Here is a 22,793-nt window from a genome sequence, read left to right on the forward strand (position 1 = left end):
CGGTGATTTCATTGGACTTGGCGTCGGTTTTTATCTGTCCGAGCACCAGTTTATTAGCGGCGGCATAGGCGCTTACCATGTGAATGGTCGACGTTCGATCTTCACGGTTATAGGAACTGCGCAGGGTTTTGCCATCGATAGCGACCAAGGCGCCTTCGGTGTGCTGGTTGATGGCTTGAGTCCAACGTACGAACGCGGCCTGAAACGGCTCTGGTTTGATACCGGAGATGATCCTGGCGATGGTGTCATGGACAGGAATACCATTTTTAAACAGCCCCTTGGATTGAAACCAAGGAAGATGAACCTCACCGAAATCTTCAATATCTTCCCACCCGTCTGCGCCACCGATCACTGCGCAGACGGTGAGAAACAGGACATCGTAGAAAGGATAATAAATCTTGGCATGCTGGCGAGGGTCGGGAATATTATCGAAAAACTGAGCAAAAACAGCATCAATAGACATGAAGGCACTCCTGAAAAAGGAGCATAAGATCACAGCTGGATCGCAGGGTCAAACCTATTTTTCTTGGTCAAAAAACGTTCGCGATCTTGCCCTGAAGATGAACCTCACCGAAATCTTCAATATCTTCCCACCCGTCTGCGCCACCGATCACTGCGCAGACGGTGAGAAACAGGACATCGTAGAAAGGATAATAAATCTTGGCATGCTGGCGAGGGTCGGGAATATTATCGAAAAACTGAGCAAAAACAGCATCAATAGACATGAAGGCACTCCTGAAAAAGGAGCATAAGATCACAGCTGGATCGCAGGGTCAAACCTATTTTTCTTGGTCAAAAAACGTTCGCGATCTTGCCCTGGGAGCCTGGGCAAGTGCTGACCTTCGACAACCAGAGAACGCTGCATTCCAGAAATGGTTTCGTGCCGGATTTCAACGGCCGCGATCGCTGGTTATTAAGGATGTTCGGTCTCTACCAAAAACCGGACAACTCATTATTTATCTCCACCGACTGTCGCCATCATCTCAAGACGGCTTAATTACGATAGGAAATCGCTATGTTTATTGAAGGTAGTTTGATCGCCGAATATTTTTACGTCGGGCTGGGCATCCTGGTCCTGGCCTCTTTCGTCGCCGGTTATATCGACGCGATCGCCGGTGGGGCGGGCCTGATCCTGATCCCCGCCTTCATCATGACGGGATTGCCGCCCCAACTGGCCCTGGGCCAAGAGAAGCTGGTCAGCACCATAGGCACAGTGGCCGCGATCAAAAATTTCATGAAGAGCAGCGCCATCGTCTGGGCCATAGTACCGGCCGGTATCGCCTCGGCCCTGCTTGGCGCCTACATCGGCGCCAAGGCAATCCTCTGGCTGCCGACCGAGACGATCACCTATGTGATCTTGGGCATGCTGCCGTTGGGGCTGCTCGCCACCCTGTTCAAGGGCAAGATGCAGGACGGCGGCGAGGATCGCCCGCTCAAGAAGTCGGCGCCGGCCGTCTCCCTGACCTGTCTGGTGGTGGGTTTCTATGACGGCTTCTTCGGGCCCGGAACCGGCAGCTTCTTCATCATCGCCCTGTGCCTGCTGAACAATCTCAACCTGCTCAAGGCCTCCGCCACCTCCAAGATATTCAACTTCGCCTCGAACATCGGTGCCTTCGTGGCGTTCTGCATCGCCGGCCAGATGGCTTTCGTGATCGGCATCCCCATGGTCATCGCCAGCCTGATCGGCAACCATCTGGGTAGCAACCACGCCATCCAGAGCGACGGCAAAATCATCAAGAAGGCCCTGATGGTGACCGTCATGGCCATGATGGCGACCCTCTGCTACAAGCTGTTGACTGCCTGACGACACGGGGGCGATGGGACGCTCATCGCCCCCCGACCTGGTGCCAGAGGAAGGCTAGCAGATGGAGCAGGAGCAGGCCCCCTCCCCCCAGCGCAAACAGCAGGCCGGTGAGGGCATTGACCGAAGTGTCGGCGCCGCACCACCACCACACCAGCCAGCCGATCAGCCCGATGATCAGGGTCTGGCCGGCGCATACCGGGCAGCGCCCCAGCTTAGCCTTGATGGCGGTGGCCAGACAGTCATCACAGCTCATGTCAATCCTCCGGATTCATTGCCGCTCAAGGCGTGGACTTGGCGACGCCGGGCAGTGTATGCATGGCACTGCGGCGCTGGCGCCTGAGGGTGCGCACCTCGTCGCTCACCAGCGGCAGCACCAGCCGGTGGGCATGCTGGTCGCGGCCATAATAGTCCGGCAACCTTTGCTGGGGTCTGAATCCCAGCCTCTGGTAGAGGGCCTGCGCCTCTTCGTTGGCATCGCCGACCTCGAGGCGGATCGCCCCCCAGCCTGCCTCGCGCCCCTCCCTGATCACCTGCTCCAGCAGGCGACGGGCCCAGCCCTGGCGACGAATGGTCCAGCGGATGGCAAGGGTCTGGATCACCAGTCGATCCCAGCCCCTGTGCTCCAGCAGACTGAGATAACCCATCAGCTGATCCTTTTCATCTAACACCAGCAGGGTGCGGCCCTTGGCGTGGGTCAGCAGATAGTGCCAGCGACTGCGGCCAAAGGCGACTTCAGGGGGAAAACAGTAGCGTTCCAGCTTAACGATGGCGCCCAAATCATCAGTTCGGGCCGCTCGTACGGTCAACACGGGGAGTCCTTGTTCGGTTATTTATCTTCAGCACCAACAATGCGACTTGTATCACAAGTTACCAAAGCAGAATATTAGGCACTGTAACCTCTTGTTTCCCCTCGCGCCATTGTCGTGCTTGTCGGTGCATCGAAGCCCACTGGGGATCCTGCCATTCAAGGCAGTCTGATCTGTGGAGCCGAAAATATGAGTACCTACGTCATCGTCGAAGAGCTGGGCGACTGGCCTTGCCATGCCAATTATCTGCTGACCGCCCGCACCTATCTGCAACACGGCGTGCCGACTACCGGCGGCCGCCCTCGCATCATCAACCTCTGCCGCAATCTGGAGCACCTGAGCGCGGGCTACTACTGCTCCCTGCTGGCACAGGCCCGTAGCCACCACTGCCTGCCGGGATTGCAGGCCATCAGCGTGCTGCAACCCCAGCAGCCGCCGGCCAAGCTGTGGCGCAAGGTACAGGGCTGGCTGGCCCAGCAGAGCGATGATCGCATTCGGGTGCGCGCCATCTTCGGCCAGAGCGAACAGATCGAGCTGGCGGGGCTGGCCCGCTACTATTACGGCCTGAGCCAGCTGCCGCTGCAGGAGCTGACCCTGAAACGCGGCCGCCACGGCTGGTCGGTGCGCCAGCAGCAGAGTCTGTCGCCGCTGGAGTTGAGCCAGAGCGAGAAGACGCTGATGCTGCACCACGCCCAGGCACTGGTTGGTGCTGGCGGCGATGAGGAGCACGCGGCCCCGCTCTACCAGCTCGCCATCCTGGTGGATCCCGATGATGGCCGCGCCAGCAGTGACACCCTGGCACTGGATCGCTTCATTCAAGCCGCCGCTGCCCAGGGGATCCAGGCCGAGAGGCTGGCGCCGTCCGCCATCGAGCGGCTGCCGGAGTACGATGCCCTCTGGTTACGCGCCGAAACCGCGGTCGGTCACTACACCTTCGAATTTGCCCGCCGCGCCGAACAGCTCAAGATGCCGGTGATCGACAGCTCCCGTGCCATCCTCGCCTGTAGTAACAAGCTCTACCTCTACGAGCTGATGGTGCGCAGCGGCGTGCCCATGCCGCCCACCATGGTGGTGACCCGTCGTGGCCGCCACCACGTGGATGAGCTGGTGCAGCGGCTCGGCTTGCCGCTGATGGTCAAAGTACCCGACGGTGCCCAGGGGCGGGATCTCGCCATGGCCAGCGACGAGCAGCAACTCGCCCGCCTGCTGGATGAAGGGCTGGGCCGCTCCGCCCTGCTGCTGGTGCAGAGCCGGATCCCCGCCGAATTTGATTGGCGTATCGGCTTTCTCGACGGCTCGCCGCTGTTCGCCTGTCGCCGCTACCGGCCCGAGCCGGGCAACCGCATTCGCCGCCGCAAGCATCCCCTCGACATGAGCCGGATCGAAGCACTGCCACTCACCGAGGTGCCGGAGCGGGTGCTGCAGACCGCCCGCCGCGCCGTGCACCAGCTCGGCAATGGCCTGTTCGGGGTGGATCTGCGCCAGCAGGATCGCGACTGCGTGCTGCTGGAAATCATCGACAATCCCTGGATACGTGGCGATATTGAGGACAGGGAGGCAAAGGACCTCTACGAGCGCCTGGCCAGGGCCTTCCGGCAACGGCTGGAAAACAGGGGGCAGAGCGCGGCAGGATAACAAGCATCGACAGCAGAGGTGATTATGATGACAACTGATTGGTGGGACATAGCGCCCCTTGGCTGGGAGAACATCCTGGCCTGCCTGGTGTGTGGCACTCTCGTGGGGGTGGAGCGGCAACTGCGCGGCAAGCCGGTCGGGATCCGCACTTCTTCGCTCATCATTCTCGGCACTTACTGCTTTCTCGCCATCGGTGCCGCCGTCAGCCCGGAAAGCGCCGATCAGGCGCGGGTACTGGGTCAGCTCATCACAGGCATCGGCTTTCTCGGCGCCGGCGTCATGATGACCCGGGATGGTCAGGTGCTGGGGGTGACCTCGGCCGCCACCGTCTGGATGCTGGCGGCCCTCGGCGCCCTCATCGGCATGCAGATGCTGCATCAGGCCGTGCTGCTCACCGGTGTCACCCTGGCCATCCTGGTGGGAGTGGATTATCTCGAAACCAGCTTCAAGAGCCTGCGCCGCGGCGTGCACAACCGGCTGGAGAACTGGCGCCACGGCAATGGTCACCCCCCGGCCACCAACACCCCTCAAAAGGAGCTGGGCAGCGGCATCGAGAAGTGATCCCGCCTCGATTTGCCAATGAAAAGGGCTCCCGCAGGAGCCCTTTTGCTGTCAGCCATCTTATTGCAGCAGCAGGAAGCGGCCGCTCAGCGGCGGCAAGTCCACCGTCACGCTGCTGCCACCTGTGGTCAGGCTCTCGCCACTTTGCAGATCCAGCAGGGTGCTGCCACTGCGTAATTTGCCGACCGGCAGGGCATAGCTCTGGGGCGTGCTGGAGACGTTGAGCAGGTAGACGATCTGCTCACCCGCCGTCTGCTTGATGTCGCCATAGACGCTGCCATCGACCACCAGCTTGACCCGCTCCCCCTGATAGAGGGCGGGATGCTTGGCACGCAGGGCCAGCAGCCTGGCGAGCCACTCTTTCAGCTCAGCCTGTTCGGCACTGGGCACGAAGCCGGTAACGCCGGGCACCTTGCCATCGCTGCGGGCCACGTGATCGTCACAGAGCCCCTGCGCCGCGCAATCACCGCTTACCTGCTTGGTAAAGCCCGGCACCTCGTCACCAAACTCCTCACCGTAATAGAAGGTGATGGGGCCAGAGCGAGCCGCCAGGAAGCTGAAAGCCGCCTTGTGACGCAACCAGTACTCGGCCGGTTTGAAGCGGCCGCGCTCCAGCAGATCGCCGAAACGCACCAGATCGTGGTTACCCAGCATCAGGTTGGGCATGGCGTGGTCGGGGTAGTTCTCCACCTTGTTCCAGCTGGCGTCGAGCACGCTGGCGCCCTGCCCCCCCCTTGCCGGACTCCTCCACTGCCAGTGCCTGCACCAGGCTGTAACGCTGCGGGAAGTCGAACGCCGAGGCGAGCGCCGGATTGTCGCTCGGGCCGTAAGCCTGGGCACGGATCTCGTCGGCCCCCTTCCATACCTCGCCCACCATATAGCCGAGGGAGCCCCACTGCTGACCGGCTGCCTTGCGCGCTGCGCTGGCCTGCTCCACTTCGCTGCGAATGGCGCGCCACTCGTCCAGCCCCAGCTGATAGGCCTGATCGAGGCGCCAACCGTCGATGCCATACTGCTCGACCCAGTAACGGGCAACCTCCTTGAAGTAGGCAAGGCTCTGGGGCTGGCTGTAATCCACCAGCTGACCGGGATAACCTGCACCGCCGCTCTTGAGAGCAGGCAGGCGCCCCTCTGGCGACGGCTTACTCACCCCCACCTTGTTGACGTGGCCAAACACCCCGTCGAGGAAGAGATAGAGGCCGCGCTGGTGCGCCGCATCCACCAGCTGTTTGAGCTGGGCATTGCTGCCAAAGTTGGGATCCACGGTGAAGAAGTCACAGGCGAAGTAGCCGGTGGCATCCAGTTTGTCATCCCCGCCCTGACCGGCGCAAGAGTCGAAGACCGGCGTGAGCCAGATGGCATTGACGTTGAGACTCTTGATGTGATCCAGGCTGTCGATGATCCCCTGCAGATCACCATTGTGCCGGGAGGGACCGTAACCGACGCCGTAGTTGGCGGCGTTATCGCCATCGACGAAGGATTCCACCATCACCTGATAGGTGCGCAGGTTGCAGGCGGGCTGATCATGGCCGTGGCAGGCGCGGCTGGCGGTGGCAAGCGGCGGATTGACCACGGGAGGCTGGGGCTCGCTGCGGGATCCACTGCAGCACGCCGTCAGTAACAGGGCGGCCCCGAGCAGGCCGCCATAGCACAACGTTCCTTGTTTCATTGTTATGTTCCCGCTGGGGTGATATCGGCACAGAAGGCGCCACTTCGGGGCCATGATAACGGCCCCGCCAGTACCGGTCCGTGACTGAAAACGTTACCTGCCTCAGCCGACGCTCACTCGCCTAGAGCACGCCAGCGGAGGCGAAACGGTAGTTGAGGGAGAGCCAGACGGCGCGACCCGGCTCCGGAATGCGACCGACCTGTTCATAGCCCAGCCCCGCCTGACTGGCGTGCACCGACTTGGAGAGGTGCTCGTAATAAAAGGTGTCGAACAAGTTGTCCACCCCGGCCGACAGCTGCCACCGCTCTGCAAACTGCCAGGCACCGCTCAGGTTCAGGGTGAAGAAGCCGGGGGTCTCCCCCTGATCCTGACCCGCGACCGTGCCAGCGCCCACATCCACCCTGCCCTGCGCGGCGACAGCGCGGCCAAGCAGGGTGACGTTCCACGCCTCGGCCGGTTGCCAGCCAAGCGCCAGCTTGCCATCGAGCGGCGGCATCTGTGCCAGCGGCTGGTGGTCGCTGTGGTTTTCGCCGTAGACCACCGCCAGGCCGCCATCGAGGCGCCACTGCTCGGCAAACTGCCAGCGCCCTTCCAGCTCACCGCCCCGGGTCTGGGCATCTATGTTGCGCACCTTGTTCGACTGGTTGTTATAGAGCAGGTAATCCTTGATGTCGGCGCTGAACAGGGAGAGGGTCAAGTCCAGCTCGCTGCTGCGCAGAGCCAGCCCCGCATCCCACTGGCGGCTACGCTCGGGATTGAGGGTGAAAGGGACGCTGTCCTTGCTGCGCTCCCAGTAGTCCGGCGCCCGCTTGGCCTGACCCCAGGCCAGATAGCCGGACCAGGCTGGCGACCACTGATATTCGTAGCGGCCAAAGCCGCTGCCCAGAGTCAGGGTATCGCTGTAGAGGGTCTGATCCCCTGCGCCATAGCGGGTGGTCTCGACCCTGTCCTGCCGATACCCCCCCTTGTAACTGTGCGATCCCTGCTGGCGGCCCAGCTCGGTAAAGCCCCCCTGCTGTTCGAAACGCAGGGTACGCTGGCGCGGCTGGCTGGCATAATCGACCCCGCTGCGGGCCCTGTGCTGATCCCGGTTGGCATCCAGCCCGGCGGTCAGCAGCCAGTCGGCCGGCAGGGCGATGTCGTTAGCCCAGCGGCCGCCGGTGTTGCGCCGATTCGGGTTGGAGAGCATCTTCATACCGCTGCTTTGCCGCAGACTGAAGTTGTCCATGATGTGGTCTATGTCGTTGTCCCACAGGGTCAGCTCGCTGCGCTGCCAATGGCTGCTGATCTGATCCTGCCTGAGCTTGAGGCCGAAGGACTCCCGATCGAACATGGGGCCGTCCATGGTGCGATCCGCATAGGCGGCGCGGGCATTGCTGCGCTCGGCGGTGAGTTCGAGCCAGCTGTGCTCCCCCGGCGTCCAGCCAAGCTGGGCGGTGCCATTCTCCCGGCGATAGAAAGAGCGCACCCTGTCGCCATGGCCATCTCGATAGTCATCGCTGTCGGAGTGGGTGAACTGACCGCGCAGATAACCCTCGGGGGAACCGACAGTGGCATCCAGCATCTGGTCGTCACGCCCGAAGCTGCCATAGAGCGCCGAGGCCTCCGCCTTGACGCCGGGGGCCGTGAACTCGGGCCGGTCGCGTTCGAACAGCACAGTGCCCGCCAGGGTCGCGCCCTGCTCGAGAGATTGCGGCCCCTTCAGCACCCGGATCCGGTCGAAGGATTGGGGAAACACATAGGCGGTGGGCGGGTCCATGCGGCCTCCGCAGCCACCGGCCAGCATGCCACCATCCATCTGCACATTGAGGCGGGACATCCCCATCCCCCGCAACACAGGATCGCCCCCCAGCCCCCCCTTGCGCACCATGCTCATGCCGGTGACATTCTTCAGATAACCGGCACCGTCGGCGGCAGGCATGGGAGAGCCCGGGGCCTTGGGATCCAGAGTCACTTCCAGGGTGCTGGCGGGGCGGCTGGCGACCACCACCATGGGCTCCAGCTGCTGGACCCGCTCCTGACCGGCGGCGCCGTGACAGGCGAGACCGCCCACCAGCAGGGCAAGTGGGGTGCGCATATGACAAGCCATGTTTCTTCCTTATTTTTTTGTTTATTTTGTGTTTTTCATCCCTCCCGGCAAACCTTTCATCTGGGGAAAGGTTTGCCATCCGGCCGTAAAAAAGGCCTGCGGCGGGAAGCGGCAAGCCTTGACGGGCAAAGCTAAGAGAGGGGTTGGCAAAATGTTGCGCAGGTTTTACCCAAATTGGGTAGAGAAGGCAAACACACAAACATTCCAGTTGAAGGAATCTGGGGATGGCTCACAAAAACAGGGGCTTAGCTGAAGGCCTCCCACTCATTGATGGGTCTGATCAGGTGATAAACATCATGGGCCGACAGGGTGCAGCCGGCAGGCCACTCCAGCTGGTGGTGACGATTGATGAAGACCCGGGCACAACGCTGCTCCGAATCCAGCGCTGCAAACAGGGGCTGCGCGCGCCAGGGGGTCAGATCCAACGCCCCCGTGGTGCCGTCGGAGAGCACCACAAACAGGCGCCATCCCTGCAAATATTCCACATCGATAAAGACCGGCATCCCTTCGGCTCCGATTGATAAAATCCGGCGCCATTATAAATAAGCTTCCTACGTTGCTTTGCAAAAGGGATCACAGTTTCTCCAGCCGTTTATGCTGTCTTGGAGCCCTGCACTCCCTCACATGAAAATCATGAATCGTGCCGCGCTCGGGCTGGCGCTGTGGGGCAGCCTGGCTTATCAGAAAGGACTCAACCAGACTGCGCGGCACTGAACCCGCCACCGCAACCACATAAAACCCGCCAATTGGCGGGTTTTATGTGGGGTGCAACACAGGATCAGGTGTTGAGAAAACAGGGCAGCGAACGACTGAACCTGTGTTCGAACACCAGCGAGGTCTCGAGGTGCACCACTTCCTCCCGGGAGGTGAAGTGATCGAACACGAAGTTGCGCAGGTGCTCGGTGTCGGAGACACACAGATGCACCAGAAAATCATCCTTGCCTCCCATGTGAAACAGGCTGATCACCTCGGGCAGCGCCAGTATGGCGTCGCGGAAGGCATCGATGATCTGGCGGCTGTGTCGGGCCAGCTGCAGGGAGACCATGGCCTGGATATGGCCACCGAGCGCCTGATGATCCACTTCGCAATGCGCCCCCTTGAGCACCCCATCCTGTTGCAGCTTGCGCACCCGCTCCAGGCAGGTGGACGGCGCCACGCCGACCAGCGCGGCCAGATCTTTGTTGGTCATGCCCGCATCGCGAAACAGATGGGCCAGGATATCCAAATCCAGTTGATCCAGGTTTCTCATCTTAACTCCTTGCACCGATCAATTTTTTAGACTCTGCCCGTAAACCGGGCCGAACACAACGCAGATTGACATCGGGGCCGCGCGCCCTATGCTTTGGCGCACTCAGAAACCGGCCATGCCGGCTCGCCTCGCCCTTGCTGGCCTCATAAGGACCTTTATGCTCCCGTCTCACCCTTTCTGGAGCCAGGAAGTGCCCCGCGTCGATGGCCAGCTACTGCTGACCCCCTGCCCCGGCACCCAGCAGGTGGCGCTGCCACTGACGCTGGATCAGCTCAGGCTGGCGGGTGCCCATGGCGTCCTGACCCTGATGACAGAGGCCGAACTGGCCCGACTCGCACTGAGCCAACTTGGCCCGCTGGTCGAGGCGAGCGGCATGCGCTGGTTCCACCTGCCTATCGAAGACGATCAGGCCCCCGATGCCACCTTCGAACAGGCCTGGCAACAGGCCCTGCCGCAACTGACCGGGCTGCTGTTCGAAGGCAAAAACCTGGTCATCCACTGCAAGGGGGGCAGCGGCCGCACCGGTCTGATCGCCGCCGCATTGCTTGTCTCCCTCGGCCAGCCACAGCAGGAGGCCATGGCCGCCATCCGGGCCCTCAGGCCCAAGGCCTTCACCCTGGCGGTGCATCGCCAGTGGCTCGACGCCCTGACCGCACGACGGGAGCAGGCCGACTGAGCCCCACCACGCTGATCCTTACTTGGGCTGCTGGTAGGTAAACACCTTGCCTATGTCTTCCACCCGATAGCTGGTGAGCTGATAGACGTAGTAGTTGAGCCAGTTGGAGAACAGCAGGTGGCCGTGGCTGCGCCAGCTGGCGCGCGGGGTCTGGTCGGGATCGTTGGCCGGATAATAGTTGACCGGGATGACGGGCTCGAGCCCGGCCGCCAGATCCCGCTGGTACTCCCCATCCAGGGTCAGGGCATCGTATTCAGGGTGACCGGTGACGAACACCTGGCGACAATCCTTGGTCGCCGCCAGATAGACCCCCGCCTCTTCGGACTCGGCAAAGATCTGCAGGTCGGTGTGGGCGCGGATAAGATCCCCGTCGAACGCGGCATAGCGGGAGTGGGGCGCCACGAACTCGTCATCGAAGCCGCGCAGCAGCGGCTCGTGCTCATCGAGCCTGTGATGGCGGTAGACGCCGGAGAGCTTCTCGCCGTGGGTCTGTTTTTCCATGCCATACAAGGCTTTCAGCGCCGCCTGTACCGCCCAGCAGAGGAACAGGGTCGAGGTCACATGCTGATGGGACCACTCGATGATCTCGACGATGCGCGGCCAGTAGACCACCTCCTCGAACTCCACCAGCCCGAGTGGCGCTCCCGTGATGATCATGCCGTCGTAGTTGTTGCCCCGTACCTGTTCGAAGTCGTGATAGAAGTTCTCGAGGTGCGCCTGGGGCGTGTTCTTCGACTCCCGATCGTCGATACGCAGCAGATCCACGTCCACCTGCAACGGCGAGTTGGAGAGCATCCGCATCAGCTGGATCTCGGTTTCAATCTTCTTGGGCATCAGGTTGAGGATCAACACCCGCAACGGGCGTATGTTCTGGGTGACGGCCCGGGATTCCGTCATCACGAAGATGTTCTCCTGCCCCAGCACTTCGGCGGCGGGTAACTGATCCGGGATCTTGATCGGCATGCTTACTCCCTGTACTGCATCGGTAAATATGTCTGGACATCTAGAAGCCTATAATAAAGCGCTTACCCTGTCATCAGATACCTTTTGTATTCACCTCCGCCTTTGACTAGCATACGGCTCACATGTGTCTCTCGCAGCCAAGACAATGACAGGTATCAAGATTTCCGTAGACCGACTGCAAGTCGGCAATTTCGTCTCTCTGCCACTGGGTTGGCGCGAACACCCTTTCCTGTTTTCCAGCTTCAAGCTCAAGAATGAAGAGGAGATCGAGCTGATCCGCCGGCTCGGTCTAAAACTCGTCACCATCATCCCCGACAAGAGCGACGTCCCGCCCAAACCGCTGGACCAGATCCAGAGCCAACCGGTGGAGGCGCCCGACACCTCCCAGCGCCAGGCCGAGATGCAGCTGGAGAAGACACGCCGCATCGAGCAGTTACAGCAGTATCGCCGCGATCTGCAGCTGTGCGAGAAGCAGTTCCAGCAATCCCTGGCACAGGTGCGCAGCGTCATGAGCAAGCTCCAGTCCCGCCCCCTCAACGCCATCGGCGAGGCACAGGAGCTGATCAACGCCATGACGGAACAGCTGCTGTCGGTGGATGAGATGGTGCTGCACCTGGTCTCCGACAGCGAGGATGGCAACAACCTCTACTTCCACTCCCTCAACGTCAGCGTGCTCAGCATGCTGCTGGCCAAGGAGTGCAACATGTCGGCTGACCAGATCCGCCAGGTCGGCATGGGCGCCCTGTTCCACGACATAGGCAAGCTGAAGATCCCGAGCCAGATCCTGCGCAAGACGGAGCCGCTGACCAAGCCGGAGCAGAACCTGATAGCCCAGCACCCGCGCTATGGCATCGACCTGCTCAATCTGGTCAAAGATTTCCCCGCCGAGGCCAAAGGCATCGTGCTCCATCACCACGAATATCTCGATGGCAGCGGGCCTGAGGGGCTCAAAAAGGGGCAGCTCGATCCGCTCACCCAGATGGTGTCGCTGATCAACGAGTACGACAACCTCTGCCACATGCAGGCCAAGGTGCCCTACTCGGCCCTTAGCGGCCTCTACAAGCAGCGCAAGGCCCAGTTCAACCCGGAATACCTCAGCATGCTGATCCGGCTGATGGGCATATACCCACCCGGCAGCGTGGTGCAGCTCTCCAATGGTCAGGTGGGGCTGGTGATGTCGGTGAATGCCTCCCGCCTGCTCTACCCCTCCGTGCTGGTGTATGATCCCCGTATCCCGCGCCAGGAGGCGGCCATCATAGATCTGCAACAGGCCGAGCTGTCGATCGCCAAGGTGATCCACCCCAAACGACTGCCGCCGGCGGTGTTCGAATACCTCAATCCGCGTACCCGGATCAGCTACTACTTCGAACACACCAAGCCCTGATTGTCCCGGCCATGGTGCATGGCCGTCCCAGTTTACTTCCCCATTTCAAGGAGCCCCCATGCGTATCGAGATCATCAGCACCGGAGACGAGATAGTGACGGGTCTGGTGGTGGATACCAATGCCGCCTGGCTCAGCGCCCTGCTGCTGGAGCAAGGCTGGCAGGTGCGCCGCCGTGCCACTGTGGGAGACAACCTCACCGATCTGAAAACCGTGCTGCAGGAGAGTGCCAGCCGCGCCGACGTGGTGCTGGTGTGCGGCGGGCTCGGCCCCACTGCCGATGATCTCACCGCGCAGGCCGCCGCCGAAGCTTTCGAGCAACCGCTAACGCTGTACCCTGAGTGGCTGGCCACCATAGCGGCACGCTACGCCAGTCGGGGCCGCCCCATGGCGCAAAGCAACGCCAAGCAGGCCTGGTTGCCACAGGAGTGCGAGATCCTCGACAATCCGGTCGGCACCGCCTGCGGCTTTGTCGTGCACAGTGGTCAGAGCCAGCTCTTCTTCACCCCGGGAGTGCCGTTCGAGTTCAAGCAGATGGTGCGCGAGCAGATCCTGCCGCGCCTCAAGCAGCTGGCTGGCGCGCAGACCGATACCGAACTACGCCGCTTCTACAGCTTTGGTATCTCGGAATCGGCGCTCTCCGACATGCTGGATGCAGCCCCCTGGCCAACCGGCATAGAGCTGGGCTACCGCTCCTCCATGCCGCTGATCGAGCTGAAACTCATCGGCCACAGTGCCAGCGCCGCCGACATGGATGACGCCGAGGCGCGACTGCTCGCGGCGATCCAGCCCTGGCTGGTGGGACGGGGAGATGAAGAGCCTGCGCGGCAGATCCTGGCCCTGCTGGGGGAGAGGCCGCTGACCCTGCTGGAGGGGGAAAGCCGGGGTGCGCTGCTCGCCCTCTGCCACGAGTATCCCCGGCTTGAGGCCGGCTTTCGCGGCAACGTCGCCAGCGAGCTGGCGCAGTTGGAGGCAAGAGGTGAGGGGCTGAGCCTGACCATAGGATGGGAGGGGACGGAGGGCGTGCCGCTGCTGCTCTGCGCCGGCGGGCAACAGATCGGCCAGACACTGAAGGCCAGCCACCCGGATCCCGAGAGCCGGCGCAAGATCCTCGCCTTCGCCGCCCTCGACATGCTGCGCCGCCACCTGCAAGGCTTGCCAGTGCTCGGCGACTACCTCACCTTGGCCAGAACGGCGCAGCGCGGCCGCTAGGCATCCAGCGCCGGTACCCGCAAAGATCGGATACCGGCCAACGCCTCAAGCCAGACTCTTCCGGTACACACCGCCCCCGGGCGACCTGCGGGCTTCCCGTGCCGTCAGCATACCCGCTGTCATCCTTGATTTCCTCGTCCAGGCTCACCCATTTGTGCCTAGCTCGTTGACCAAAAAGGAGAAATGCCCGAATACTGCAGACCAGCGCCATATTGATGACTCGCATTTTTAACAAAAAGTCGATTAAATAGAAATCAAAGGCTATCTCGATATGGGTAAAAACGAGAGAAGGAAACCGGGTGTTAAGCAAAGAGTGGTTACTGTTATCAGCCGATATGGAGTACGCCTGCCTGCGCATCATACCCGGGCTGACCACCCCCGTTTCGGAGAGCGATATCCAGACGCTGTTGCTGGCTTCCAACTGTCGCCGCTACCAGCCGCTGACGGAAGGGATCAAGCAGGCCATCAGCTTGCTCAACACCCTGTTAAGCAACCCGGACACCCCCCTGCCCGACAATCCGGTCCCCGTCGCCCAGCGCCACGATGCCCGTGTCACCCTGGTGGTGGAGAAAGACCGGATGAGCGCCATCGCCCAGATCACCGCCGACTGGGGTGGCAAGTATCTCACCACTGAAGATCTGGAGCAGGCGGTGCAGGCCAGCGAGATCAGCCGGGGAGTACAGGCGCCTCTCATCGCCGCCGCCATTCTGGCCGCCAAGGAGGCGACACCGGGCACCCTGCTCAAGCTGCCGGTGGCGCTGGGCAAGGCCGCCGTCAACGGCCAGGACACCCGATTCGAGCGGCTGGTGGAGACGCCGGCCGAGCGGATCCTCAAGCCCCGGGAGCTGGATCATGGCCGGGTCGACATGCGCGACCTCGGCACCCTGATCACCGTCAAGGCCGGCGCCCAGCTGATGCGCCGTCACCCCGCCACTCAGGGCGTGCCCGGCTTTACCGTCACCAACCAGGAGCTGCCCGCCAAGCATGGCAAGGACAGCCCCATGGTGGCCGGTGAGGGCACCTTCATCTCGCCGGATAATGCGGATCTGCTGCTGGCCAGCCGCCCAGGCCTGCCCCGCCAGGAGAAGAACGGCATGAAGGTGGATGACGTGCTGAGCGTCAAGCAGGTCGACATCCGCCACGGCCACGTCATCTTCGAAGGTGCCCTGATAGTGGCGGGGGATGTCACCCCCGGCATGAAGATAAAGACCAGTGGCGACGTGGTGATCGGCGGCTTCGTCGAGGGGGGCTACATAGAATCGAGCGGCACCATCACGGTGCGCAACGGCATCATAGGCCGCAAGAGCAAGCAGAGTGACGAATACCTCTGCCACCTCAATGCCCAGGGCGAGATCCACGCCAGCTATGCCCAGTACGCCAAGCTGGAGGCCGGGGGCGACATCCAGATCCAGAACCAGCTCAGCCACTCTTACAGCCGCAGCGGGCAAGACATCAAGGTGGGCGACAGCGGCATGCGCAAGGGCCACCTGCTGGGGGGCATCAGCATTGCCAATCGCCTCATCATGGCCCCCATCCTGGGCGCCTCGGCCTACAACCAGACCCGGTTGCAGATCCTCGGCGGCTACTTCACCCACAAGGAGCAGGAACAGGCCCTGCGCCAGCGCAAGCAGGAGTGCCGGGAGCAACTGGACAAGCTGCAGGATCTGCTGCTCAAGCTGTTACAGCTGCCAGGGGACAAGCGCAACCCCCAGACCCTGCAGAAGATCAAATTGATCCGCACCCGCCATATCGACGAGAGCAAGCTGCTGGATGAACAGCTGGAGGCCGCGCAGGAAGAGCTGCAGAAACTGATGGCTGAGATGGACATCATAGCCACCCAACGCGCCTTCCCCGGGGTCGAGGTGGAGATGGCCCACCACCACTACAGAGTCGACATAGAACACGGCCCCATCCACTTCGCCATCCGCGAAGATCAGTTGCAGCTGACCCCCTACGAACCCCACAAGTGACAGCAGCTGGCCCTGCGGCTCGCCTTCCCCCTGGCAACATTCCCCCTGCTGGCCCAGCCTCTCGCCGCCAACCCGTGATCCTGGCTGCGAATTTCGCTACACTCGGCCTTCCATTGGCCCCATAGGGCGGGCCAGCCAGACTTCAGGTAGTGAGAGATGTACAAGCTGATCGCATTGGATATGGATGGCACCCTGTTGGACTCCCAGGGCCAAATTTCACCCCGCACCCACGCCGCCATCCAGGCCGCCCGCGCCAGGGGCGTGACTGTGGTGCTGGCCTCAGGTCGCCCGCTGGAAGGGATGAGCCGTTACCTGGTCGAGCTTGGCCTCACGGGCCAGGACGACTACGTCATCTGCTACAATGGCGCCCTGGTGCAACAGGTGGCCGATCAGCGCATCATCCGCAGCCAGCTGCTGACCGGCAGCGACGCCAGTGCCATCGCCAAGCTGGCAAACGAGCTGGAGGTTAACGTACACGGCTTCTCTGTCACCCGGGGCCTCATCAGCCCCAGGGTCAGCACCTATACCGAGCACGAATCCCGCCTCATCGGCATGCCCATCAATCTGATCGATTTCGCCACCCTGCCCGCCGACGAGCAGATCATGAAGGTGATGATGATCGACGAGCCGCCCCAGCTCTCCCGCACCATCGAACGCCTGCCCGCCGAGCTGCATGAGCGCTACACAGTGGTACGCAGTGCCCCCTACTTCCTCGAGTTCATGCACAAGCAGAGCAACAAGGGCACAGGCGTCGCCGCCCTGGCCGAGCATCTGGGGCTGGACGCCACCCAGGTGATAGCCGTGGGGGATGCGGGCAACGATCACCACATGATCGAATACGCCGGGCTGGGAGTGGCCATGGGCAACGCCACCGACGAGATCAAGGCGCTGGCCCAACACACCACGGCGCGCAACGATGAAGATGGGGTCGCCCAGCTGATTGAACGGTTCGTGCTGAACGCCTGACCCACAAAAGGGGCCTCCACCCAGGCCCCTTTTGCTATCCGGCTACCCCGGCCGGATGTTTAATATATCCACCACATCCATCTCCCTCATCTCGCCAACATGCCCCACAGCCCCCTTAAAAAGGGACTCAAGGCAGTTCCTTGATTACATTAGTTAACATTTCAGCATCATTTCGTTTGACATATTGAACGGCCTTGGCAGACTGGGATCAGGATCCAGGCTGTCATTGCCCAGGCTGACCGACGATTCTGGTACTGCGGCATGACCCTGATCCCATGACCATGCCTTGAGGCATGCCCTTGCCCTTTCAGCGGCAGCAAGGGCCTTCCCAAGGCGCAGGACCGCAAAGGATAGCAAGGTGAATCATGACAGCTCGCAACCCCCCCACCCCGCGTAAACCCGTCGTACTCATGACCATGGGCACCCAGCCTCGCAATGGTCATCCCTATCAGGTGATGACCCACAAATACATATTGCCGCTGGTGGAGATCAGCGGCTGCGTGCCGCTGCTGGTGCCGACCTGCTGTGGCACAGAGGATCTGGCACAGTATCTGGATCTGGCGAATGGCGTCTATCTGAGTGGTGCCGGTTCCAACATAGATCCCGCCCTCTACGGCCAGGAGAACCTGACCCCGGAGAAACAGCAGGACAGAGACAGGGATCTGTTCGACATCCCGCTGGTGCGCGCGGCCCTCGATCGCGGCCTGCCGGTCCTGGGGATCTGCCGCGGCATGCAAGAGATCAACGTGGCCCTTGGCGGCGACATTCATCAGCAGGTCTACAAGGAGCCGGGTTATGACGATCACAGGGAAGATTCGGACGATCCGGTCGACGAGCAGTACGGAGAGAGTCATCAGGTCAAGCTGGTACCCGGCAGCTGGTTTGCCGCACTGATGGGGCAGCCGTCGATCCCGGTCAATTCACTGCATGGGCAGGGGATCAAGACGCTGGCCAAGGGGCTTGAGCCGCTGGCCCACGCCGAGGATGGGTTGATCGAGGCGCTCCATGCCCCCACCCTCGCCTCCTTCCTGCTGGCGGTGCAGTGGCACCCGGAGTGGAAGGCGAGTGAGAATCCCCACTCCATCAAGATTTTCGAGGCCTTCGGCGAGGCCTGCAGGGCCCACGCCAGCAATAGCTGACTAGTCACCAAACCCTCGCGCCTTGAGCTTGGGCAACCCACCCCGCTCGGGGCGCAGGGTGCGGCATATCTCCATTCCCTTGAGCCCACGCTGGATGTGATCCGGCGTGTGGCCGAACACCATGCCGTTGCTGCGATAGAGAGCATTGTCATCCAGCTCGAACAGCTCGCCCCCTATGAGCAGCTGCTCGCGGCCATTGATCGTTTTGCCCCGCTTGAGCGGCAGCGTCATGTCGGTCAGCACCTCACCGGTGGCACAGCCCTCGCGCCAGCGGGCCTCGTCGGAGAAGGGGGTAATGGCGATCTCGCGCCAGGAGCCATCGCGAAACTCGACCCGATACTTGTCGGCCAGCTGATCGCAGCCCACCAGCAACCAGGCTCCCGCGATCCAGACCATCTTGTTCAACTTGCGCACACTCGCCACTCCCTTGTCACATGGGCGCCAAGCATAAATAAATTGCCCTCACCCCGCATCCATTTACCGGTTTGAAAGCAACTATGCTGGAAATAACCAATGATAAGGGGCTGTTATGTTGAGTGATCACCTCATTGCGCTACCTACCCTGCTGTGGATTGGTGAGCACCCGTTCTGGACCCTGCTTTTACTCGTGACCCATGTTTGGCGCTCCCCTGGCCGGCGGAGGGAACTGGTCTCCGAGCTCAGCTTTGTCATGCTGAGCATTGGCTCTATCCTGTTGATCCAGTTCGAGGGCGGCTGGTTTCGCCTGCCCCTGCCCCACCACTGGCTGGTGGAGATCTCCAGCCTGCTGGCCGGCCTGGTGCTGAGTGCCAGACAGCAGGAGCAGCAAGCCCTGCTGGCACGGGAGGCGGAATCCCTGAGGCAGGTAGCACCGCCGCGAGATCTGCTGGATAAACTGAAGGCGCTGTTTGGCGGCCGATGACGTAGCATGAGGCCTGAACTTTAGACAAGAGAGCGACTCCATGCTGCTGACCGCACTGGCCCTGAGTGCCACCCTGCAATTTGACTGCCCACCCGGAATCGAGACCCGCCAGCAACTGTTGACCACACCAGAGGGCTGGCAGGGGCTTAGCCGGGATCAGGAAGGAAAACCGAGTCAGGTACTGAGCCACCTGCTGGCAAACCTGGCGCTGTTTGATGGTGAACAGGTTCAGCTCAAACCGGACAATGGTGACAACGACGAGCTCCACTACTGGAGCCTGCTCGGCAACAACCTGCGCCCCCTCTATCTGGTCTGCCACTATCAGGATACCGCCCTCACCCTGCAGCAGGCGCTGCCCCTCGGCATCAGCTACTGCCGGGTCAATCAGGGCGACCCTTACGATCTGCGCGGGCTGATCTGCCGCAAATAACGGCCGTGAAGAGCGATCAGCCATCGCCGTCAGAGCAGCAACTCGGCCAGCTCGCCGAGTGCATTGAGCTCCACATCCGGCAGCAGTTGCAACCCCAGCCCGGGCTGCTGGCGATCGTTGAGCCAAGCAGCCCGAAAACCGTGCAAGCGGGCACCCAGCACATCCGTCTCCGGGTGATCCCCCACATGCAGGATCTGGCCGGGTGCCAGCCTGAGGGCCCTCTGCGCCTGCACAAACATGTCCGATGCCGGTTTCATTCTGGTGCCCGCGCCCGCTTTGCAGACCAGGGTGAAGTAATCCCCCAGCCCCGCTTGCACCAGGTCCAGGTTGCCGTTGGTGATCGCCACCAGCGGATAGCGCCCGGCCAATCGCGCCAGCAAGTCGTGGGTCGCGGTGCTCACCGCTATCTTGGAGCGCTCGGCGAGAAAGGCGGCGAATACCTGCCCGGCCTCCCGGCTGGCGGTGGCGGCGGCCATCCCACCCTGCACCATGGCCTCATGAATGGTGCGCTGACGCGCCAGACTGACATCCTGGCGCAACTCGGGATGGGCAAGCAGCATGGCGCGCTTGAGTGCCAGCCAGCGCGGCTTGTCCAGCATGGCGGTCGCCAGATATTCGCTGCGCAAATGGGCCAGCATCCACTGCTCGGCCCGTTCAATGGCGGGGCCGTTGTCGTAGAGGGTGTCATCGAGGTCGAACGATATGGCGGCCACCGGCTGCCAGCGGCGATAAAAATGCATTCATGCTCCTTCACGGCGGGGTAACCAGACCCCGTTATTCATCTTCCGGCGTGGCAGGATCCCGCTTTGCTCTGGGATGGGCGTTGTCGTACACCTTGGCCAAATGCTGAAAGTCGAGATGGGTATAGATCTGGGTGGTGGAGAGATCCACGTGCCCCAACAGCTCCTGCACGGCCCGCAGATCGCCGGACGACTCCAGCATGTGGGTGGCGAAGCTGTGGCGCAGCTTGTGAGGGTGAATGTGGGCATTGAGCGCCTGCTTGTTGCCCCAGCCATCGAGCCGCTCCTGCACCGAGCGGGCCGACAGTCGCCGCTTGCGCTGCGAGACAAACAAGGCCTCGGCCTCGTCCCCTGCCAGCAGGGGGCGCACCTTGAGCCACTTGTGCAACCACTCCACCGCCATCCGCCCCATGGGCAGCACCCGCTCCCGCGCGCCCTTACCGGTCACCTTGAGCTGACGATCATCGAGCTTGATGTCCGTCAGATTGAGCCCCACCAGCTCCGCGAGGCGCAGGCCGGAAGAGTACATCAGCTCCATGATGGCCCGATCCCGTACCGCCAGCGGATCCTGCTCGTCGGTGATGTTGAGCAACTGGTACATCTCGTCCACATCGAGGTTTTTCGGCAACGGTCGCCCCTGCTTGGGAGTCACTATGCCGCGGGCCGGGTTGGCGGTGAGCCGTCCCTGGCGCACCTGCCAATCACAGAAACTGCGCAAGGCGGAGAGCTTGGTGGCGAGGGAGCTGGGCACCAGTCCGGCCTTGTGCATCCGGGTCACCAGATTGCGCACCTGACTCGCCTCTAGCCGGGCCCAGTCGTTCAGGCCAAGCCTGACCAGCTCGGCGGCCATGAGATCCAGGTGAGATCGGTAGTTGCTGCGAGTATGCGGGCTGAGCTGACGCTCGACCCTCAGGTATTCGATGAAGGCAGCCAACTCATCGGCCAGGCTGGCCGGCAGCGGCTCTGCGGCGGGAGATGGTACCTTAGCCACGAACCAGCTCGGGCAGGCGCAGTTGCAACAAGCGGCCCAGCTGACCCAGCAACAGGGTGTCATTGTGGGGGCTGAAGTGGCTGGGATCCGAGCTGGCAAAGGCCAGCACGCCGAGATCGCCGAGCCGCATCAGGGCGACGGAGTTGACCAGCACATCGTGGCCAAACAGCGCCTGCTTCTCGCTCTGGTTGAGGCGACCGAAGAAGTAATCCTGCCCCGGCAGCCGTTGACCCAGCAGCTGATCGAGCTGCTTGCCCTCCGCCATGAAGCGCTGCTCGGGGCCGCTCAACTGGAATTTTTTCGGGCTGAGCCAGAGCCGCAGGCCAGTCAGTCGCAGTCGCTGCACAAACGCCTTGCCCATCACGGCACTCACCTCGAACAGGGTCTGGCAGCCGTAGAGCTCGCCGTAGAGGTCGGCGTACACCCGGAAGATCCGTTCGTTCTCGCTGGCGATCCCCATCAGCTCGGTGATCTCCTGCTCCAGCTGCTCGATGCGCTCGCGCTGTCGGTCCATCTGGCGCTCAACCAGCGAGACCGAACCTTTGCGCTCGTGAGGAATGCGGATCCGATCCAGCATGGCCGCGTGGCGCTGGAAAAACTCGGGATAACGGGCCAGGTACTCCAGCACTGTGGCTTCCTCCACCAGTGATTCCTGCCGTTTGAGTTCGCTCATAACTTGGTTGGTCCATCTGAAAAAGGGGCACAAGGCCCCGACATTAGCGCTTGGCAGAGCGGAGCCATCCCCGCCCCATGCCTACAACTCTATCTGGCCGTCGAATACATGCTCGGCCGGGCCCGTCATATAGACCGGCTGACCCGGCCCCTTCCAGGCGATGGTCAGCTTGCCACCCGGCAAACTGACGGTGACCCGTTCCTTGAGCTTGCCCTGACTTATGCCGATCACCGCCGCCGCACAGGCGCCGGTTCCACAGGCAAGCGTCTCGCCCACTCCGCGCTCGAACACCCGCAGCTTGATCTCGGTGGCGTTGACCATCTCCATGAAGCCGACGTTGACCCGCTCAGGGAAACGCTCGTGCCGCTCCATGATGGCACCCAGTGTCTCTACCGGCGCGTCGGCCACCGAAGGCACTTCGATGACGCAGTGAGGGTTGCCCATGGAGACAACACCACACATCACAGTATGCTCTTGCGCACGCAACAGATAGGTTTTTTCCGCCTTCTGGGCCCGAAACGGGATCTTGCCCGGTTCAAACTGGGGGACACCCATGTTGACCGTGACCTGATTCTCCCCTTCCAGCTGCAGGGTAATGCGACCTCGGGCCGTGCTGACCGCGATGCGATCCCGGTTGATCAGCCCCTTGAGACGCACGAAGCGGGCGAAACAACGGGCACCATTGCCGCACTGCTCCACCTCGCTGCCATCGGCATTGAAGATACGGTAGTGAAAGTCGAGTTCAGGATCATAGGGCGGCTCCACCAGCAGCAGCTGGTCGAAGCCGATCCCGAAGTGGCGATCCGCCAATTTCTTGATGACGTCATTGCTGAAAAACACCTTCTGGGTGACGCCATCCACCACCATGAAGTCATTGCCCAGCCCGTGCATCTTGGAAAAATCTATCAACATCGTGCGTTCCTGTACCCTTTAGGCA

23 protein-coding genes and 4 pseudogenes are annotated in these 22,793 nt (G+C 61.9%); 13 read left to right on the top strand and 14 right to left on the bottom strand.

Features of this window, described 5'->3' with window-relative positions; all coding sequences use genetic code 11:
- Both GWQ22_RS00005 and GWQ22_RS00010 read right to left on the bottom strand, forming a co-directional pair.
- Positions 1-463: pseudogene (locus tag GWQ22_RS00005) on the bottom strand (ISAs1-like element ISKpn31 family transposase); the annotation flags it as partial.
- 94 nt (positions 464-557) lie between these two features.
- A pseudogene (locus GWQ22_RS00010) lies at positions 558-725 on the bottom strand (transposase family protein); the annotation flags it as partial.
- Here GWQ22_RS00010 and GWQ22_RS00015 point away from each other — a divergent pair.
- Together GWQ22_RS00015 and GWQ22_RS00020 are read left to right on the top strand one after the other, a co-directional pair.
- Positions 724-1,026, top strand: a complete 303-nt coding sequence (locus GWQ22_RS00015; RefSeq protein ID WP_275929108.1) for a hypothetical protein — start codon at positions 724-726, stop codon at positions 1,024-1,026. The pseudogene GWQ22_RS00010 and the gene GWQ22_RS00015 overlap by 2 nt on opposite strands.
- Positions 1,016-1,804: a TSUP family transporter gene (locus GWQ22_RS00020; RefSeq protein WP_275929109.1), complete on the top strand. Its 789-nt coding sequence runs from the start codon at positions 1,016-1,018 to the stop codon at positions 1,802-1,804. The genes GWQ22_RS00015 and GWQ22_RS00020 overlap by 11 nt, the downstream gene beginning before the upstream one ends.
- A gap of 22 nt (positions 1,805-1,826) precedes the next feature.
- Here GWQ22_RS00020 and GWQ22_RS00025 read toward each other — a convergent pair whose 3' ends face one another.
- Together GWQ22_RS00025 and GWQ22_RS00030 are read right to left on the bottom strand one after the other, a co-directional pair.
- On the bottom strand, positions 1,827-2,057 hold the full coding sequence (locus GWQ22_RS00025) for a DUF3624 family protein (protein WP_275929110.1): 231 nt from the start codon (positions 2,055-2,057) through the stop codon (positions 1,827-1,829).
- 25 nt (positions 2,058-2,082) lie between these two features.
- The gene (locus GWQ22_RS00030) at positions 2,083-2,613 is read right to left on the bottom strand and encodes an N-acetyltransferase (RefSeq protein ID WP_275929111.1); all 531 of its coding nucleotides are present in this window, start codon (positions 2,611-2,613) and stop codon (positions 2,083-2,085) included.
- Positions 2,614-2,799: 186 nt separating this feature from the next.
- Between GWQ22_RS00030 and GWQ22_RS00035 the strand changes: the two genes are divergently transcribed.
- Positions 2,800-4,245: a RimK family protein gene (locus tag GWQ22_RS00035; protein WP_275929112.1), complete on the top strand. Its 1,446-nt coding sequence runs from the start codon at positions 2,800-2,802 to the stop codon at positions 4,243-4,245.
- Positions 4,246-4,269: 24 nt separating this feature from the next.
- The gene (locus tag GWQ22_RS00040) at positions 4,270-4,806 is read left to right on the top strand and encodes an MgtC/SapB family protein (protein ID WP_275929113.1); all 537 of its coding nucleotides are present in this window, start codon (positions 4,270-4,272) and stop codon (positions 4,804-4,806) included.
- A 60-nt stretch (positions 4,807-4,866) separates the two neighbouring features.
- Here the strand turns inward: GWQ22_RS00040 and GWQ22_RS00045 are convergent.
- Positions 4,867-6,475, bottom strand: a pseudogene (locus GWQ22_RS00045) (alpha-amylase family protein).
- Positions 6,476-6,596: 121 nt separating this feature from the next.
- On the bottom strand, positions 6,597-8,564 hold the full coding sequence (locus tag GWQ22_RS00050; RefSeq protein WP_275929114.1) for a TonB-dependent copper receptor: 1,968 nt from the start codon (positions 8,562-8,564) through the stop codon (positions 6,597-6,599).
- Here GWQ22_RS00050 and GWQ22_RS00055 point away from each other — a divergent pair.
- Positions 8,563-8,817: a hypothetical protein gene (locus tag GWQ22_RS00055; RefSeq protein WP_275929115.1), complete on the top strand. Its 255-nt coding sequence runs from the start codon at positions 8,563-8,565 to the stop codon at positions 8,815-8,817. The genes GWQ22_RS00050 and GWQ22_RS00055 overlap by 2 nt on opposite strands.
- Here the strand turns inward: GWQ22_RS00055 and GWQ22_RS00060 are convergent.
- Both GWQ22_RS00060 and GWQ22_RS00065 read right to left on the bottom strand, forming a co-directional pair.
- Positions 8,810-9,067, bottom strand: coding sequence for a DUF2442 domain-containing protein (locus GWQ22_RS00060; protein ID WP_108535832.1), 258 nt, complete (start codon positions 9,065-9,067; stop codon positions 8,810-8,812). The genes GWQ22_RS00055 and GWQ22_RS00060 overlap by 8 nt on opposite strands.
- A 275-nt stretch (positions 9,068-9,342) precedes the next feature.
- Complete coding sequence (locus tag GWQ22_RS00065) at positions 9,343-9,813, bottom strand: Lrp/AsnC family transcriptional regulator (RefSeq protein ID WP_042038432.1); 471 nt, start codon at positions 9,811-9,813, stop codon at positions 9,343-9,345.
- A 157-nt stretch (positions 9,814-9,970) separates the two neighbouring features.
- On the opposite strand from GWQ22_RS00065, the gene GWQ22_RS00070 reads away from it, so the two are divergent.
- Complete coding sequence (locus tag GWQ22_RS00070) at positions 9,971-10,489, top strand: cyclin-dependent kinase inhibitor 3 family protein (protein ID WP_275929116.1); 519 nt, start codon at positions 9,971-9,973, stop codon at positions 10,487-10,489.
- A gap of 18 nt (positions 10,490-10,507) precedes the next feature.
- On the opposite strand, the gene metA is transcribed toward GWQ22_RS00070, so the two are convergent.
- Positions 10,508-11,452 (bottom strand): homoserine O-succinyltransferase, encoded by a 945-nt coding sequence (gene metA / locus GWQ22_RS00075; protein ID WP_275929117.1) that lies wholly within the window; start codon positions 11,450-11,452, stop codon positions 10,508-10,510.
- 145 nt (positions 11,453-11,597) lie between these two features.
- Between metA and GWQ22_RS00080 the strand changes: the two genes are divergently transcribed.
- The 5 genes from GWQ22_RS00080 to GWQ22_RS00100 all read left to right on the top strand — a co-directional run bounded on the left by GWQ22_RS00080 (position 11,598) and on the right by GWQ22_RS00100 (position 18,121).
- Positions 11,598-12,836, top strand: a complete 1,239-nt coding sequence (locus tag GWQ22_RS00080; protein ID WP_275929118.1) for a DUF3391 domain-containing protein — start codon at positions 11,598-11,600, stop codon at positions 12,834-12,836.
- Positions 12,837-12,894: 58 nt separating this feature from the next.
- The gene (locus GWQ22_RS00085) at positions 12,895-14,046 is read left to right on the top strand and encodes a CinA family nicotinamide mononucleotide deamidase-related protein (protein WP_275929119.1); all 1,152 of its coding nucleotides are present in this window, start codon (positions 12,895-12,897) and stop codon (positions 14,044-14,046) included.
- A 299-nt stretch (positions 14,047-14,345) separates the two neighbouring features.
- The gene (locus GWQ22_RS00090) at positions 14,346-16,016 is read left to right on the top strand and encodes a FapA family protein (protein ID WP_345893604.1); all 1,671 of its coding nucleotides are present in this window, start codon (positions 14,346-14,348) and stop codon (positions 16,014-16,016) included.
- A gap of 156 nt (positions 16,017-16,172) precedes the next feature.
- Complete coding sequence (gene yidA / locus GWQ22_RS00095) at positions 16,173-16,982, top strand: sugar-phosphatase (protein ID WP_275929120.1); 810 nt, start codon at positions 16,173-16,175, stop codon at positions 16,980-16,982.
- Between the two features lie 365 nt (positions 16,983-17,347).
- Complete coding sequence (locus tag GWQ22_RS00100) at positions 17,348-18,121, top strand: gamma-glutamyl-gamma-aminobutyrate hydrolase family protein (protein ID WP_275929121.1); 774 nt, start codon at positions 17,348-17,350, stop codon at positions 18,119-18,121.
- Here GWQ22_RS00100 and GWQ22_RS00105 read toward each other — a convergent pair whose 3' ends face one another.
- Positions 18,122-18,535 (bottom strand): hypothetical protein, encoded by a 414-nt coding sequence (locus tag GWQ22_RS00105; RefSeq protein WP_042038421.1) that lies wholly within the window; start codon positions 18,533-18,535, stop codon positions 18,122-18,124. It abuts the gene before it with no gap.
- A 115-nt stretch (positions 18,536-18,650) separates the two neighbouring features.
- Here GWQ22_RS00105 and GWQ22_RS00110 point away from each other — a divergent pair.
- Positions 18,651-18,992: pseudogene (locus GWQ22_RS00110) on the top strand (hypothetical protein); the annotation flags it as partial.
- A gap of 70 nt (positions 18,993-19,062) precedes the next feature.
- On the top strand, positions 19,063-19,452 hold the full coding sequence (locus GWQ22_RS00115; protein WP_275929123.1) for an STY0301 family protein: 390 nt from the start codon (positions 19,063-19,065) through the stop codon (positions 19,450-19,452).
- Positions 19,453-19,481: 29 nt separating this feature from the next.
- Here GWQ22_RS00115 and GWQ22_RS00120 read toward each other — a convergent pair whose 3' ends face one another.
- The 4 genes from GWQ22_RS00120 to dapF form a co-directional block, all read right to left on the bottom strand.
- Positions 19,482-20,192: an HAD-IA family hydrolase gene (locus GWQ22_RS00120; RefSeq protein ID WP_042038418.1), complete on the bottom strand. Its 711-nt coding sequence runs from the start codon at positions 20,190-20,192 to the stop codon at positions 19,482-19,484.
- Between the two features lie 34 nt (positions 20,193-20,226).
- Complete coding sequence (gene xerC, locus GWQ22_RS00125; protein ID WP_275929124.1) at positions 20,227-21,183, bottom strand: tyrosine recombinase XerC; 957 nt, start codon at positions 21,181-21,183, stop codon at positions 20,227-20,229.
- Positions 21,176-21,856, bottom strand: a complete 681-nt coding sequence (locus GWQ22_RS00130; RefSeq protein ID WP_275929125.1) for a DUF484 family protein — start codon at positions 21,854-21,856, stop codon at positions 21,176-21,178. The genes xerC and GWQ22_RS00130 overlap by 8 nt, the downstream gene beginning before the upstream one ends.
- Before the next feature lie 81 nt (positions 21,857-21,937).
- A complete protein-coding gene (gene dapF / locus GWQ22_RS00135; RefSeq protein WP_042038414.1) occupies positions 21,938-22,768 on the bottom strand; it encodes a diaminopimelate epimerase in 831 nt (276 codons plus the stop codon).
- Between the last annotated feature and the right edge of the window lie 25 nt (positions 22,769-22,793).

This window comes from Aeromonas sp. 1HA1 (assembly GCF_029237385.1).
Lineage (GTDB): Bacteria > Pseudomonadota > Gammaproteobacteria > Enterobacterales > Aeromonadaceae > Aeromonas > Aeromonas popoffii.

Coding starts and splice junctions, on each gene's coding strand:
- GWQ22_RS00080 (WP_275929118.1), top strand. CDS start 11,598: ATGACAGGTATCAAGATTTCCGTAGACCGACTGCAAGTCGGCAATTTC.
- GWQ22_RS00050 (WP_275929114.1), bottom strand. CDS start 8,564: ATGGCTTGTCATATGCGCACCCCACTTGCCCTGCTGGTGGGCGGTCTC.
- GWQ22_RS00130 (WP_275929125.1), bottom strand. CDS start 21,856: ATGAGCGAACTCAAACGGCAGGAATCACTGGTGGAGGAAGCCACAGTG.
- GWQ22_RS00100 (WP_275929121.1), top strand. CDS start 17,348: ATGACAGCTCGCAACCCCCCCACCCCGCGTAAACCCGTCGTACTCATG.
- GWQ22_RS00040 (WP_275929113.1), top strand. CDS start 4,270: ATGATGACAACTGATTGGTGGGACATAGCGCCCCTTGGCTGGGAGAAC.
- GWQ22_RS00060 (WP_108535832.1), bottom strand. CDS start 9,067: ATGCCGGTCTTTATCGATGTGGAATATTTGCAGGGATGGCGCCTGTTT.
- yidA (WP_275929120.1), top strand. CDS start 16,173: ATGTACAAGCTGATCGCATTGGATATGGATGGCACCCTGTTGGACTCC.
- metA (WP_275929117.1), bottom strand. CDS start 11,452: ATGCCGATCAAGATCCCGGATCAGTTACCCGCCGCCGAAGTGCTGGGG.
- GWQ22_RS00015 (WP_275929108.1), top strand. CDS start 724: ATGAAGGCACTCCTGAAAAAGGAGCATAAGATCACAGCTGGATCGCAG.
- GWQ22_RS00115 (WP_275929123.1), top strand. CDS start 19,063: ATGCTGCTGACCGCACTGGCCCTGAGTGCCACCCTGCAATTTGACTGC.
- GWQ22_RS00020 (WP_275929109.1), top strand. CDS start 1,016: ATGTTTATTGAAGGTAGTTTGATCGCCGAATATTTTTACGTCGGGCTG.
- GWQ22_RS00065 (WP_042038432.1), bottom strand. CDS start 9,813: ATGAGAAACCTGGATCAACTGGATTTGGATATCCTGGCCCATCTGTTT.
- GWQ22_RS00025 (WP_275929110.1), bottom strand. CDS start 2,057: ATGAGCTGTGATGACTGTCTGGCCACCGCCATCAAGGCTAAGCTGGGG.
- dapF (WP_042038414.1), bottom strand. CDS start 22,768: ATGTTGATAGATTTTTCCAAGATGCACGGGCTGGGCAATGACTTCATG.
- GWQ22_RS00070 (WP_275929116.1), top strand. CDS start 9,971: ATGCTCCCGTCTCACCCTTTCTGGAGCCAGGAAGTGCCCCGCGTCGAT.
- GWQ22_RS00085 (WP_275929119.1), top strand. CDS start 12,895: ATGCGTATCGAGATCATCAGCACCGGAGACGAGATAGTGACGGGTCTG.
- GWQ22_RS00120 (WP_042038418.1), bottom strand. CDS start 20,192: ATGCATTTTTATCGCCGCTGGCAGCCGGTGGCCGCCATATCGTTCGAC.
- GWQ22_RS00055 (WP_275929115.1), top strand. CDS start 8,563: ATGTTTCTTCCTTATTTTTTTGTTTATTTTGTGTTTTTCATCCCTCCC.
- GWQ22_RS00035 (WP_275929112.1), top strand. CDS start 2,800: ATGAGTACCTACGTCATCGTCGAAGAGCTGGGCGACTGGCCTTGCCAT.